Source organism: [Clostridium] innocuum, assembly GCA_012317185.1.
Lineage (GTDB): Bacteria > Bacillota_I > Bacilli_A > Erysipelotrichales > Erysipelotrichaceae > Clostridium_AQ > Clostridium_AQ innocuum.
In genome coordinates this window covers 3,830,739-3,845,367 of the sequence record CP048838.1, presented here as the reverse complement: position 1 = coordinate 3,845,367, position 14,629 = coordinate 3,830,739, and the positions used below count along the sequence as shown (strand labels likewise).

The 14,629-nt window shown below is 41.8% G+C and carries 14 protein-coding genes and 1 riboswitch; of the genes, 11 read left to right on the top strand and 3 right to left on the bottom strand.

Annotated features, from left to right (window positions below):
* The first annotated feature begins 57 nt into the window (after positions 1 to 57).
* Positions 58 to 588: a dihydrofolate reductase gene (locus tag G4D54_18855; protein ID QJA04334.1), complete on the top strand. Its 531-nt coding sequence runs from the start codon at positions 58 to 60 to the stop codon at positions 586 to 588.
* A 48-nt stretch (positions 589 to 636) separates the two neighbouring features.
* Here the strand turns inward: G4D54_18855 and G4D54_18850 are convergent, their stop codons facing one another.
* The gene (locus tag G4D54_18850; protein QJA04333.1) at positions 637 to 1,233 is read right to left on the bottom strand and encodes a helix-turn-helix domain-containing protein; all 597 of its coding nucleotides are present in this window, start codon (positions 1,231 to 1,233) and stop codon (positions 637 to 639) included.
* 161 nt (positions 1,234 to 1,394) lie between these two features.
* Between G4D54_18850 and G4D54_18845 the strand changes: the two genes are divergently transcribed.
* The 3 genes from G4D54_18845 (at position 1,395) to G4D54_18835 (ending at position 5,151) form a co-directional block, all read left to right on the top strand.
* Entirely contained in the window at positions 1,395 to 2,651 is a 1,257-nt protein-coding gene (locus G4D54_18845; protein ID QJA04332.1) for a DNA repair protein, read from the top strand.
* Positions 2,641 to 2,988, top strand: a complete 348-nt coding sequence (locus G4D54_18840) for a YolD-like family protein (GenBank protein ID QJA04331.1) — start codon at positions 2,641 to 2,643, stop codon at positions 2,986 to 2,988. The genes G4D54_18845 and G4D54_18840 overlap by 11 nt, the downstream gene beginning before the upstream one ends.
* Positions 2,989 to 3,681: 693 nt before the next feature.
* Positions 3,682 to 5,151, top strand: a complete 1,470-nt coding sequence (locus tag G4D54_18835) for a GntR family transcriptional regulator (GenBank protein QJA04330.1) — start codon at positions 3,682 to 3,684, stop codon at positions 5,149 to 5,151.
* A gap of 215 nt (positions 5,152 to 5,366) precedes the next feature.
* Here the strand turns inward: G4D54_18835 and G4D54_18830 are convergent, their stop codons facing one another.
* Positions 5,367 to 7,313: an FAD-dependent oxidoreductase gene (locus tag G4D54_18830; protein QJA04329.1), complete on the bottom strand. Its 1,947-nt coding sequence runs from the start codon at positions 7,311 to 7,313 to the stop codon at positions 5,367 to 5,369.
* 139 nt (positions 7,314 to 7,452) lie between these two features.
* Positions 7,453 to 8,520, bottom strand: a complete 1,068-nt coding sequence (locus tag G4D54_18825; GenBank protein QJA04328.1) for a helix-turn-helix transcriptional regulator — start codon at positions 8,518 to 8,520, stop codon at positions 7,453 to 7,455.
* A 197-nt stretch (positions 8,521 to 8,717) separates the two neighbouring features.
* Between G4D54_18825 and G4D54_18820 the strand changes: the two genes are divergently transcribed.
* The 7 genes from G4D54_18820 to G4D54_18790 all read left to right on the top strand — a co-directional run bounded on the left by G4D54_18820 (position 8,718) and on the right by G4D54_18790 (position 14,525).
* Complete coding sequence (locus G4D54_18820) at positions 8,718 to 9,131, top strand: peptide deformylase (GenBank protein QJA04327.1); 414 nt, start codon at positions 8,718 to 8,720, stop codon at positions 9,129 to 9,131.
* A 364-nt stretch (positions 9,132 to 9,495) separates the two neighbouring features.
* The gene (locus G4D54_18815; protein ID QJA04326.1) at positions 9,496 to 10,494 is read left to right on the top strand and encodes a diguanylate cyclase; all 999 of its coding nucleotides are present in this window, start codon (positions 9,496 to 9,498) and stop codon (positions 10,492 to 10,494) included.
* A 146-nt stretch (positions 10,495 to 10,640) separates the two neighbouring features.
* Positions 10,641 to 10,821, top strand: a riboswitch (cobalamin riboswitch).
* 75 nt (positions 10,822 to 10,896) lie between these two features.
* Complete coding sequence (locus G4D54_18810) at positions 10,897 to 11,388, top strand: ATP:cob(I)alamin adenosyltransferase (protein QJA04325.1); 492 nt, start codon at positions 10,897 to 10,899, stop codon at positions 11,386 to 11,388.
* Complete coding sequence (locus tag G4D54_18805) at positions 11,385 to 11,897, top strand: cytochrome B (protein QJA04324.1); 513 nt, start codon at positions 11,385 to 11,387, stop codon at positions 11,895 to 11,897. Before G4D54_18810 ends, G4D54_18805 begins: the two co-directional genes overlap by 4 nt.
* Positions 11,881 to 12,315 (top strand): DUF4430 domain-containing protein, encoded by a 435-nt coding sequence (locus tag G4D54_18800; protein ID QJA04323.1) that lies wholly within the window; start codon positions 11,881 to 11,883, stop codon positions 12,313 to 12,315. Before G4D54_18805 ends, G4D54_18800 begins: the two co-directional genes overlap by 17 nt.
* A gap of 384 nt (positions 12,316 to 12,699) precedes the next feature.
* Positions 12,700 to 13,395 (top strand): VanR-ABDEGLN family response regulator transcription factor, encoded by a 696-nt coding sequence (vanR, locus tag G4D54_18795; protein QJA04322.1) that lies wholly within the window; start codon positions 12,700 to 12,702, stop codon positions 13,393 to 13,395.
* Entirely contained in the window at positions 13,392 to 14,525 is a 1,134-nt protein-coding gene (locus G4D54_18790) for a HAMP domain-containing histidine kinase (protein ID QJA04321.1), read from the top strand. The genes vanR and G4D54_18790 overlap by 4 nt, the downstream gene beginning before the upstream one ends.
* The last annotated feature ends 104 nt before the right edge of the window (positions 14,526 to 14,629 follow it).

The window sequence follows — 14,629 nt, the reverse complement described above, 5'->3', positions numbered from 1 at the left end:
ACTCCTGTTACAGAATGATAGTATTATGTTATGCTGATGCAAAGGAGAAGAGATACTATGAGAAATGTAACCTTGTTTATAGCGATGAGTCTTGATGGATATATAGCAAAAAAGGATGGATCTGTTGACTGGCTGCAGGGACAGGAAACTGAACAGGATGATATGGTGTCTTATCAGGAATTCATACAGGATGTGGATACCGTGATAATGGGCTGGAATACCTATCATCAAATAATTACGGAGCTTTCACCAGAACGTTGGCTTTATGAACATTTGGAAAGCTATATATTTACACATAGGAAATTGATTGGTAAGAAAAATATCCATTTCATTCAGGGAGACATATGTGAAAGTATACTGCATATGAAAAGGCAGGAAGGAAAAGATATTTGGATATGCGGTGGCGCAGATATTATTCAGCCCTTAATTGAACAGAATATAATTGATACTTATCATATCTCTGTGATTCCGATTATATTAGGCAGCGGTATACCATTATTTCAAGGGCGAAAAACAATTTTGAAATTAAAGCTTGCTGCCTCTAAATCGTATAACGGCATTACAGATTTGATATATAAACGAAGATAAGGCAGAAAAAACCACACTGCCTTAAGAATGCATTGAAATACTTTTCAATCAGGCGATATCAGAGCGGCTGTAAAGAACTTTTCCAATAATTTTTACAGGGAGATCTCTCACTTCCTCCTGCGTAAAGTAGCGGGCAGGCACAGTGGGATTGGCTGCCTCCAGAATGAGGAAAGGTTCTTTTTTTATAATGCGTTTTACGGTCACCTCTGTATTTCCAATCAGGATAACAGCGATAGTACCACTTTTTACATCATCACACTGCTTTACATAGATAAGATCCTGATCATGTATATGAGCACCTGTCATGGAGTCACCGCAGACGCGAAGAAAATAATCGCCCCGATAGTAATCGCTCTTTGATACCTCCTCATAGCCTGCCAAATTTTCTTCTGCAAATAATCCATATCCGGCCTTTGCTGTTCCAAGCAGCGGCTTTTCAAATCTGTCAGAATTCTTTAATAAGGATTCTACATCTGTACCCAGCAGATAAGAAAGCTTTTCAATAACAGCAGGCTTCATGACCTTAGTCTCACCCTTCATCCACCGTGAAACCGTTGATTTATTGACGCCGACATGCTCTGCTATATAGTCATTGGTAACACTCATCCGGCATTTATATTCATTTAATAAATCTTTTAACTGCATAATGACTCACCTCTTTTCATCATTATAAATTAGAATAACAAAAGTTGCAAGAACTTTCATTAAATTCTTGAAAAATGAAAAATTTGCATTAAAAAGTTGCATTTGATATTGATAAATGCAACTTATGGTAGTATAATCGCAGATGAAGAAGAGGTGGAGATATGATGAAGGCTTATCTATGCATTGATTTAAAAACATTCTTTGCTTCTGTTGAATGTGTGGAGCGCAAGCTCGATCCGTTTGCAGTTAATCTGGTTGTCGCAGACCCCTCTAGAGGTAAAGGTGCGCTCTGTCTGGCAGTATCACCGAAAATGAAAGAACAGGGAGTTCATAACCGGTGCAGAATTTTTGAAATACCGGATAATATCTCCTATATCACTGCCATGCCGCGAATGAATTTGTATATGCAGTATTCTGCTGATATTTATGGGATATACTTAAAATATATATCCAGAGAGGATATTCATGTGTATTCTATAGATGAAGCATTTCTGGATGTTAGCGAATATCTGCAGATGTACAGTGTCAGTGCAAAGGAGCTTGCCCGTATGATATTGCAGGATATCTACACAACAACCGGTATTACGGCAACAGTAGGTATTGGTACAAATCTTTACCTTGCTAAAATTGCATTGGATATAACTGCTAAGCATGCGAAGGATAACATGGGGATACTTGACGAGCAATTGTATAGAGAGACGCTTTGGCATCATAAGCCTGTATCTGACTTTTGGCAGGTTGGACGTGGAATTTCCAAGAGGCTGGAAAAGTACAGTGTGGCTGATATGTATGATATTGCACATATGGATGAGCGAATTCTCTATCGGGAGTTTGGTGTGAATGCAGAATATCTGATCGATCATGCATGGGGCAGGGAACCGACGACCATCAAGGAAATAAAGGCATATAAATCAAAAAGCAACTCATTGTCAAACAGTCAGATTTTATTTGAGGATTATAATTATGAAGAGGCATTGCTGGTCCTGAAGGAGATGGTTGAGCTAAATGTACAGAATCTTGTGGAATCTCACCGGGTAACGGATCATATCGGTCTGTATATCGGTTACTCAGCAAGAAATGTAAAGGCAACCGGAGGCTCCAGAAAATTATCCAATGTAACTAACTCGTATGCATATCTGCGTAATGCATTTATTGAACTGTATAGGGAAACAGTAAATCGTCAGGAGCTGGTACATATGCTGTCTATCAGCTTTGGAAATGTAGTTGATGAGATGTATGAGACATATGATTTATTCACAGATTTCAATGCTCTGGAAAAAGAGAAGAAACTACAGCTTACTTTACTTAATATCAAACACAAATTCGGAAAAAATGCTGTGATAAAGGGGATGAATCTCCTGAATAAGGCAACTGCAATATCTCGCAATAAGCTTGTAGGTGGTCACAATGCAGAATAAACAGAATCATACGAGTCGTGCGAAATTATTCTTGCCCTTTGATTCTTTGAAAGGCTTTCGTGATTACTTGAAATGTAAGGAACGCGTGGTAGTTGACAAAAAGCAGCTTTCTTCGGATGCCTGTGAGGTATTGGATCGTAAATTACAGCAGATTCAAAAGGGACAAATGGTTAAAATTGTTTATTATGATCAGCAGGAATATGTAGAAGTGGAAGGGTTGGTGTCTAAATTTGATCCTGAATATTTGCACATTATTCAGATTGTGGATAAGGTGATACACATTCGTGATATCATTGAAATTCAGGCGGAGAATCTAAAAAATATTAGTTGGGACTAAGGGGATTACTCAACGGTAAGAAATAAAGGATAATTCAACTCTAATGCATCAATGAATTTGAAACATCCACTTTGCCACCCAGAAGTAAGAAAGAACTGAAATGGCAGCTGCTGTTTTAAAAAGAAATCACGTTGAGCTGTTTCTAAAAGATAAATGAGCGGTTTCAGACATGCTTATATAATCTCTTTTCAGCAAACATGTGCAGAGGCAGGAACTTTATACACTGAAGCACAAATAATCTCTGCAGCAGATTCTTATTTCTTCTGCTTTTCCTTCACAGATTGAGCATATATCGGTTGAGAGTGCAAATTCATCATAATGGTTATCGAGCAGGAATTTTTGATTAAATTCTAATAACAGGCAATTGCAGGGATATCATAAGCCTGCAAAGGAGCCTATAAAATTTCAGAAAATTTCTAGGAATCAAGAGGTGTTGAGGAGTCTGCAAAGTAAGTCTTGATAAATATCTCCATAGTTTTTTTATATGAGTGTTTGTAAGAATGATATCATTACTCACCTGCGAACGGAGTCATAAACATATATTCATTTTTTAAAATTCGTATCCTTGTAACTGAAGGAGCTGCAAGGTATACATGCCGAGTGCTAAACAGCTGATTTTTTCATAAAAGCATTTGTTGCAAGGTAAATGGTGTGATAAGATAGGGATGAATAAGCGTTAAGGAGGATGATTGGATGAAAGAAGAAATGAGTCTGCATGAGTGGATCTATAATTATATTGAAGAAGCAATCCGCTTTGGGATTTTCCGTCAGGGAGAAAAGCTCCCAACTATTTCACAGTTTGCTGAACGATTTCAGGTTTCCAGGCGTCCCGTCATTCATGCCTTTAAGCTCCTGGAGGAACATCACTACATAGAGATGTCACGTGGCAGGCATTCACGTCTTACACTGGGACTTAACGAAGAGGAGTGTAGAGAGAACTGCATTCAGTTTTTTCTGGAAAGAAAATATGCAGTACAGGATTTGTGTGAGATACGCAATATTTTGCTTCCTGATTTGTTTACCCAGGCTTTGTGTTTGCTTACAGAGGAACAATATGCCGCAATTCATAAAAGTATTGATCAGATGCAGGGTGAGCGTACAGTCGTGGCGTTTGTGGAAACGGTCCTCTCTGTATTTGGAAATCCGCTGGTTTGCTGTCTTTATATGGAGGTCGCAATATTTGGAAGACTGTCTTTTTATGAAAAAATAAAGGATTCTATGGTGTTGCAGGGAATTCGTGCGCATAGTGATACTACGAAGGTACACGCATTTATTGATGCAATACATCAAAAGCAGCTGACTCATCAGGATATATATGAAATAACGAAAAAATACTTTGTGGATGATTCCAGAAAAACACAGGAGTGCTATGCTAAGCTTCCACAGCGAAAACCTGAGCGTAAGGTAAGCTTTCGCTGGAATATATATCGTGGACGGCCACGGCAGATTTATAATATTGCAAGCAGTTTATTGAAGGATATCATTTACCAGATATATCCGGTAGAGAGTCGCCTTCCACGGGTTTTGGATCTTTGCGAGATTTATCAGGTGAGTGAACCGACTCTGCGACGGGCTATGTCAATTCTTCAGGCGACCGGTGTTATACAGCCTATTGGCGGTAAGGGAATGAAAGTAATTCAATGTGAGGAAAACAGAATTCATGAGATGCTGGAAGACAACGGTGTCAGAGAACGTGTGATTGAAGGTATGCAGTGTCTTCAGATTTTACAGTTAACTTGCCAGACATTTACCACTATGTCTTTTACAAGTATGGTGCAGCGCCATGAACAACTCCAAAAAGCATTATCGAATACAGAAATCACAAGTATAAATTGGGGGAGACTAATTTGTGAGTATTGTGATTCTATCATGGATGTAAATAAGCAGGAAAGCCTAAAGAGCATTTTTGAAGAGCTAAAACAGCATATTCTATGGATTTATCCGTATATTTGCCATTTGGATAAAGAGAGATATCAGTCGATATTTTGTCATACCTTTGATGTGCTTCGATATGCCATGAAAACAAGGGATGAGCAGTTATATGTGAGTGAGATGAAATATCTGTTCTATCTTGTACTGGAAGAGGTTCGCAGTCAGCTGGAATATGCTGGAGTAAAAGAGGCAAAGGATTTGAAAATGATTTCATTCAGAATGGATATATAAACAATTATTCAATGAAAAGGTTTCCTGATTACAAATGCATAAGTGGAAATAAAAAAATTTAGCGTGGATACAGGTAGAAAAAAGACTGTACACAGAAATCAGAATTGATTTGGTGCGGGCAGTCTTTTGTACGTATCGAAAATAACAAACTATAAACGATGTCAGAAGCAACTCCAATGTCTCAAAGCTATTCAGGCTACTGATATTCCTTGATGTCAGATGCTGCGTGCTGTTTCATAGCCATCATGAATAGCATCCTTGATGGTCCCTGTATGATTTGCATCTCCAATCATGTGATAGGTCATACCGCATTCCTCTAACAGAAGCTTCAAGGTTGGATCACTATGGTAGCCAACTGCAAAAATCAGTGTATCAACATCATCTATGCATTCCGTCCTACCGTTTTTTGTATAATAAATTTTATCCTTTTCAACCTTTTCCACCGTGGCTTCACAAATCAGATTTACATGCTTTTTCAGCATACGCTGTACGAGCAGACTGCGGCCGGGACCGGACTCAGCTGCCATGATATCTTTCGTCATTTCCAAAACAGTTATCACCCGATCTCTTGGATAGCGGTCATAAACTAGGGGAGCAAGATAATCAGCGGTTTCACATCCTACAGAGCCGCCTCCCAGGATGACAATGTTTTTACCGGGGAATGCGTTTCCTGCCAGAATATCATCGGCGGTAGCCCACTGCTTGAACCCGGTAAAGGCTTTTATAATTGATGGAACGGCACCATTGGAGGCAATCACCTCATAATCAGCAAATTCTCCTTGCAGCATTGCTTTCTCAACTTTGCAATTCAGGCGTACTTCGACACCTGCCTGCATAAGGCGGCGTGCCATATATTTAATAACTCTGCTGAGATCCTGCTTGGCAATAGGTACTGCTGCCAGCTTCATCAATCCTCCCAGCGCATCACTTTGTTCACACAGAATGACATGATGACCTTTTCTTTTCGCCACAAAAGCTGCCTCCATACCAGCAGGCCCTCCGCCAATGACCAGAATTTTTTTCTTAACCTCGGCAGGCTTAAGCGTGTCTTCATTTTCCAGCTCAAAGGATGGATTTACCGTACAGGCTACCCGTTTGCCAAACATAATTCCATTTAAACAGCGCAGACAGCCAATGCACGGACGGATATCATCGTCCTTTCCGCATTTTGCTTTATTGGCAAAATCAGGATCACACAGGTTGGCACGACCGATCATGCATATATCTGCTTTTCCATTGGCTATGAGCTCATCCGCAATCCAGGGTTCTGTAATCCGACCTACTGTTGCGACTGGAATATTTACGTGTTTTTTTATTTCCTGAGACAGATGAGCATGCGCTCCAGGCTTTGTCCCTGCCGCAGGAATTGCACTGCCGCGCTTAATGGTAGTACCGCCGGATACATGCAGCATATCTGCCCCATGTGTCTCCAGCTGCTTGGAAACATAAATCATATCATCGAGGTTCAATCCGCCATCACTATATTCATCTCCCGAGATTCTCACATCGATGATGAAATCAGGGCCGCATACACTCCGAACTTCTTCAACAACCTCCAGTGTAAGCTTCAATCTTCCATTGATATCTCCCCCATATTCATCACAGCGTTTGTTGTAAAGCGGTGTCAGAAAACCGCCAAGAAGACCATGAGCATGTGCAGCGTGAATTTCCACACCGTCACCCCCTGCCTGCTTAACACGAAGGGCTGCTTCTCCAAATTGGCGTATGATAACCTTCAGCTCTTCAATTGTAACCGGACGGGGAGCTTCTTTTGCATAGGAAGGTCCCACATTGGAAGGGGCAATCAGACGTGGTGTGCCTGGAATAGGGAATGCCATATAGGCAGGGTGAAACAGCTGTGGAAGGATCTTGGCACCATACTGATGCACTGCATCTGTAAGCTTCTTCCACCCGGGGATAAAGGAATCATCGTGAATCGACATATCCCCGGGCAGATAGATGTAGGTAGGCTCCACAGTTGTCACCTCGGTAACAATCAGGCCGACACCTCCCTTGGCTCTGGCCTCATAATGCTGTATAAGCTCATCCGTAATATAGCCCTTATCTGCCAGATTTGTAGAAATCGGAGGCATAAACACACGATTTTTGATGGTTGTATGCCCTACTTTAATTGGTGAAAATAAATGATGATAGGTGTTCATTTTAACATCTCCTTTACTGATATTTTATCACGAATCAGAATAGTAATCGCTGCCATGCATTGATGATATCCGGCATATTTTGTTGTGTTTTTACATTTGATGAGTTAGAAAAAGACAAAAAAAGGAGGCTGCTGGAAAGCTATTTGCGAATAAACTCCATTACAAGCTCCTCATCTGTCTGTGTTATTGTTGTTTTTGTAATCAGCTCATGCTGAATTCGGCATTGGATATGACCTTCCTGCTGCGTGATTTTTATACCGTCATTTTCATATAAAACCTCCTGTGTATCTGCTATAAGATGCTCCAGTAGTTCTTTTTGTTCAATATCAAAGCTCATACTCTGTTCTTTATGATTTTCATTCATTTTAATGTTTTGTGTGAATTTCTTGCGATAGTCACTTGGTACAATGCCGTATAATTCACGGAATGCGGCAGTATAGGATTTGGAATTCGGCATTCCGCAGTCAGCCGCGATCTGCTCTATGGAATCCTTACCCTCCAGCAAGGCCTCCAAAGAAGTCCGGATTCTGACATATGCGAGATATTTGACAAAGGAGATACCGGTATATTTTTTAAACAGCTTTGATGTGTAGGAAACACTGAAGGACAGTGTTTTAGCGACATCCTCCAAATGCAGTTCACTTGAAAAATGGCAGTCAATGTATTGAATCGCCTTCATATAGTTTTCATGATGGACAGATTGCAGAGGAAGCCGCTCTACCGGATACTGCCGATGATTGCTGGCAATGTAGACAAGCTCCATCATGATGGCGTTCATCTGAAACATACTGCTTTCTCCCCGTAGCAGCATCCGGACCAGTTCTCCTATTTTGTTTCGCAGCCTGCACAGCAGCCGGTAATTTTTCGATCGTGTACAGATCATGGATTCAAAGGCTTCCTCTATGTTTCCGCACATGCCTGCAGAGAATCGGGAAAAATCAATATGCAAAGTAAGGATAACGCTTTTATCATTATCCATCTGTCGGATCATGTGAATATCGTTTGGCGCAACAATCACCAGTTCATGTTCCTTAATACCTGCAGTAAAATGCTCTGTAACTGCTTCGTAGGCACCCTTTAATACATACGAAATTTCCAGACTCGATTGTCTGGAGAAAACCTGTCGCTTAAAACTGTTAATGCTCAAGCTCAGAGGATATCCGAATTTCTGTCCGGAAAAATCATAATAATGCTGCATATTCTGCATACTGCCGCCTCCCTTGTATCTACACTCTATCTTAGTGTTTTTTCTACCAGGAAACAAGACCTATTCACTTTCCTATGCAAATGTTGAAAGATGCAGCTATTTTTTGTTGCATTTACCTGTGATGCATTTGCCAATGTGTGCTGTTTCTGCGATAATACATACGGATGAAAAACTGAAATGAAATCGGAGGAAACTATATGATCAAGGAAATTGTGAAGGATACATTTTTGCTCAGCCGTCGTTGTGAGGCTGCTACGCTGGATGATCTGCAGACGGTTCAGGATCTGCAGGATACATTGCAGGCACATGCGGATCATTGTGTCGGGATGGCAGCAAATATGATAGGTGTTCTGAAACGTATCATCGTATTTCAGGATGGCGGAAGCTATGTATCAATGCTGAATCCTGTGATAATAAAAACCGGAGATAAGCGCTATACTGCCGAGGAAGGATGTCTCTGCCATAGTACACAGAAGAAAACCTTACGATATGAGAAAATCAAGGTATCCTACATGGATTGCTGTGGGAAAAAGAAAATTAAAACCTATGAGGGCTTTTGTGCACAGATTATTCAGCACGAGCTGGATCATTGTGACGGTATACTGATATAATGAATTGAAAAAAACCTTGCCTTTTGCTGTAATTTATTCTGAATGGGCAGTATTTGTTTTTCAAATAAGTGATGATCAGTATGATGCTGTCATACCTGCTTGTTCCCAAGGGACATCCGTAAGCGCTGAATAGTCTGCAGGTTCCCTGAGTGCTTTCAGGTATCACACGAAAATAAAGGGGGCAAAGATTTGGCTTCATCCGTCCTTTTACCTTTCCTGATGCTATATATGGACATTCTCGAATACGGTTGACCCTGTGGTGATAAGGATTCCATTATTTTATAAAAGTTTACCTTTGTAATATGGAGACGGATATAGGGAAAATGTGTATAATAAAGATAACCAAATAAAGAAGGATGATATTATGAATAATACAGCGGATGCAAAGCAGTTCTGCCATCATCTCTGGCACCAGTATCTGGAGGAACGCTCCTATGAGATACCCGGCGGATATTTCAGTCCGCAAATCAGTGTGATAGGAACCGGTAAGCACGAGGTTTCACACTCGTTACAGGAATTTGCTGTATTACTGGAGAGAGAAGAAAAACAGTGGAACGGTACCTTTGTCATCGAGCAGGAAGCATACCAGGCCAGACAGTTAAGTGACAATGTATATATGGTATACGGAGAACTCGATGTGAATGAGGATGCAAGAGATCGAATCAATTATGAGCTGCACTTTCGTTTTACGATTATTTTGCAGTATACGCCGTCCGGCTGGGAGCTTCTCCATGTACATCAGTCTGTACCGGATATCAACCAGTGCAGCGATGAATTTTTTCCTAAGCGCCTGATTGAACAGAGCAATGAGCAGCTGCGCGAGAAAATCGCACAGAAAACAAGAGAATTGCAGGAAAGCAACAAGGCAGTCCTATATTACTCCCATCATGATTATTTAACGAAGCTTACAAATCGCTATTACTGTGAAAAACAGATTGAAGAACAACTGCGTAACGGTAAGCAGGGAACAATTCTAATGATGGATGTTGACCACTTTAAATTTTATAATGACACATATGGTCATCCTGTGGGAGACCGGATTCTAATTACGCTTGCACAGGCTTTGCAAAAAACCTTTTCAAAGGATATCGTGTCAAGGATTGGCGGGGATGAATTTCTTGTTTACTGCCCCCGACATTTGGATAACTGCATGCTGGAACACATTCTCGCACAATTTCGTGAGCACTGGGAGGATGAACAAAGGCAGTTTCCCTTTACACAGCGCATCACGCTCAGCATTGGTGTCACTTATTTTCCGGAGCACGGCAGTACCTATCAGGAACTGTTTCAAAAGGTCGACACCTCCATGTATAACTCCAAAAAGGGCATGCATAGTTACAGGATTTACGCTGATGAGGAATAGATGAAATCGCATCTCTTAAACAGGGATGTTTTTTCTTACCTGCCGAATCCTCAGGCAGCTGACAGATATGACAACAATGGGAAGATGGAAAGCAGTATTTACTATAGACAGAAGAACGCGTTGCCTTTATAATTAAGAGCGAATGAATGAAAAAAAGCATAACAGGTGTATGAAAATACCGAACAAGGAATGGAAGCGAACATCTTCAGCTGCCCCAGCAACCGTGATATGGACGAAATTCAGAAACCATTGTACCAATCTGGTATGAGAAGGTGAAGAGTAGGATGAAATTAAGCCGGGAGACTTGCCTGTTATGCAAACAGAGTTTTCTGCTGGGTGTGGAGAATATAGTTTTTTTATATGTTTTCTGCCCGCTGTCGTTAAGAAAGTGAGGGTGAAAAAATGAGTGTTGAATATTGTGCATATCCTTTTCTGAAGGAAAAAAGTCACCTGTGCGATTATGAGATAGCAACGGATCGTCTGGCATCCATGCTATCCGTGGCAAGACGCCACATCCGTCATATTCCGCAGGAGGACCTCCTTCAACTGATGGAAATGATCTATCACGCCAATGGATCCATCCGGGGAGCGTGTGCCATAGGGGAGGCTGAACTGAAAAAGCTGAATACCTTCTATGCCCGTTACCATATTGAGATGGATCGTTTTGTCCTGCCCGACGGCTGTATTGGTGCCAGCCATCTGCATGTGCTGCGTGCAGAAGTCAAGGCTGTTATCCGCATCATGCATCAGATTCAGTGTGAGGGAAAGCCGGTAGAAGCCATCCTGTTTGATTTTATGAATCTGCTATCCAATACCTTTTTCATGATGTGCCTGTATGAGAATGCACAGGACGGTATAAGGGAAAGAGAATTTATTAGCAGGTCCTATGTATGAAGGCAAGAGAGCTTTGCTTCATAGCCGTTATCGCTTCGATTGAAGCTGTCGTGTTTACATCATTTTCATTCATTCTATATCTGGAATGCATTACATTTACCATTGTGGTATTTGCGATGACATTTCAGACAAGGCAGGCTGTTCTGGGAGCAGTGGTGTTTACCATACTCAATCTGAGTACCCAGGGGGTAGCCCCATGGTCGATGATGTACTGTCTGATTTATCCGCTGTACAGTCTGTTTATCGGCTGCAGCAGGAAATTCCTGAACAGACATTTCCTCGCACTGGTATTCACCTGCGGCTTTCTGTCATTTCTGACAGGCCAGCTGGTACAGCTGCCCTTTATGCTGATTTCGGAAAAAATAACAGTGATATATGTTCTTATGGGATTAAAGACCTCTTTGATCCAGGGCTTTATGTCCATGGCGCTTTGTGCCATCTGTTATAAACCGATAGCAGCGGTTTTAAACCATATGGAAAGGAGATTGCAAAATGGGAAAGCTATGTAAAATTTTATTGGTATCTGCCATGCTGCTTGTTGGCGGATGCTCTTCAAAGGAAAGTGAAAAGAAGGAGCCTGTAAGTGACAACACGGAAAAAACAACGCTGAAAATCACGATTCAGGACGAGGTTAACAAAAAGGAGCTGTTTAACGGAAATGTAAGTGTAGAGGGAAAGGTGGAAACACTTGCGGACTTTCTGGAGAAGGCGAAGGATCTGGATGTGAAAATGGAAGACGGTCAATATGGAAAAACCATTATGGCTATGAAGGGTGTGGAAACCAAGGACTTTAATAAGGGGCCATGGTGGCTGTATGAATCCGAGAATAACGAATCCTGCAAGGCTGCCGGAAGCTGTGATGCTGCAAGCAGTCTGAAAATTAAGGATGGAGATGACTTTACCTTTACGTATACTGCATCCTATTAACCAGCAATTGCTCTTTCATAAAAACCGTAACTGACAGTATTACAACGTTCATAATTGCTTTGCAAGAAAAAGGCGGTATGGAGAAAGACAATTATACAGCATCCTACATGAAAAAGCCGTATCCTTGGTCATCTGTAAAGGCCGTACTGGATACGGCTTTTCATGTGCTCTTTTATTTGAAGAATACCTGCAGAATCTGGAAGATATTGTGAAATTTCAGCCTCTGTGGATGATATTGACGGTTTGCATATACTGTTTCCTGGAATTAAGTGAAATGTAAGGAAGTCTTTCCACAGGCTCTGGTATAATGTGTGTGAAGGATTGCGGAAAGCATCATGCATGGATAACGCAAGCAGTATGATTGACAGATGAAGTACAGGAGGAATGGACATGAATATACTGGTAGTGGATGATGAAAAGGAAATTGCCGGGCTTGTGGAAATTTATTTAAAAAATGAAAATTATAAGGTGAATGTATGCTATACAGGGACACAGGCTCTGCAGAATATACGGACACGTTCCTACGATCTGGCCATATTGGATGTCATGCTTCCGGATATGGATGGCTTTAGCATTTGTAGGACCATTCGTCAGAACTACACATGGCCCATTATCATGCTGACAGCGAAGGAGCAGGATATTGATAAAATCAATGGATTGATGATCGGGGCTGATGATTATATGACCAAGCCGTTTCAGCCGCTGGAGCTGATTGCCCGCGTCAAGGCGCAGCTTAGAAGATACAAGCGCTATAATGTTCAGCAGAAGGCAAAGGAGCTAAGTTATCTGGGGCTTGTCATGAATCAGGAACAGCATATATGCAGGTTGAATGAGAAAGACCTGAATCTTACACCGATTGAATTTCGTCTTTTATGGTATCTGTGTGAGCGTCAGGGAAAGGTTGTCAGTGCAAGGGAGTTGTACACCGCAATCTGGCAGGAGGAATATCTCTCATCCAGCAACAATACCCTGATGGTACATATCCGGCATATCCGTGAAAAGATGAAGGATCGCGGAGAACACCCGCGCTATATACAAAATGTCTGGGGTGTGGGCTATAAGCTGGGAGAAACACTATGAAACGCACTGTATGGATACTGCTTGCAGCAATCGCAGTGGTCGCTGGAGTTTATCTCGCTGCGGATCTGCTGGGCAACGGTATGCTGCGGGAATTTTTGTCCGAACAGTTTTTCTATATGGAAGAATATACGGATACGACAGGTATCCTGCATCAGTATCTTTCTCCCAACTGGTATCGAATCAAGCAGCTGCTTTTTTTGCTGACGGCACTGGTTGTTGTAATTTGTATTGTCTGCGTGCGGACACAAAGCAGCCGTGTCGCTATGAAGCACAGGGCTGAGATAGAAAAGGCGATGGAAACGGCCCTGCATCAGTTTTTGGAGGATCGCGATTTTTATCTTCCGGAGGGCTTTGGTAATATAGAGGCACTTCTGCTGCAGATTCGAGCAAAGGAGCAGAAGCAGCTGGCAATGCTGGAGAAGCAGACACGTCAGAAGCATGATTTGATATCGTATCTGGCCCATGACATGAAGACACCGCTGGCTTCAGTCATCGGGTATCTGAACCTATTGAACGATGTATCGGATGTTCCAAAAGCACAGCGGGATACCTACATCCGTATCACCCTTGATAAGGCGGAACGACTGGAACAGCTGATTGATGAATTTTTTGATATAACGCGCTTTAATCTTCATAATATCGTTGTTTCAAGAGGGAGGATTGCGTTGGATTTTCTGCTGGAACAGCTAAAGGAGCAGTTCTATCCGACTCTGCTTGCACAGCATAAGGAGCTGAAGCTGGATATTGCAGAGGGCTCTGTTTGTTACGGTGATGCGGATAAGCTTGCCAGAGCTTTCAATAATGTATTGAAAAACGCTATTTCCTATAGCTATCCCAATACCGTGATACGGGTAGCAGTCAAACAGGAAGCAGAGCATATCCTGCTGGAATTCCACAATCAGGGGGATGAAATTCCAGAACAGAAGCTGGAGATGATTTTCGAAAAATTCTTCCGACTGGATAAAGCCAGATCCACAGCATCCGGTGGAGCCGGTCTTGGTCTTGCAATCGCAAAGGAAATCGTCGAGGCCCACGGAGGCAGCATCTATGCGGACAGTAATATGGAGGAAACAGTTTTCTATATAAAGCTTCCCATGCCCGCAACGGATACAGAGCTGCAGTCAGCATGATTGATGTGCTGCATCTGGAGGCAGAGAATGTACAAGGCTACAAACTGTAACCAATGCTCTTGGTTTATGATGAAAGCACCTGCGGGTGTTTTTTTTCTTCGACG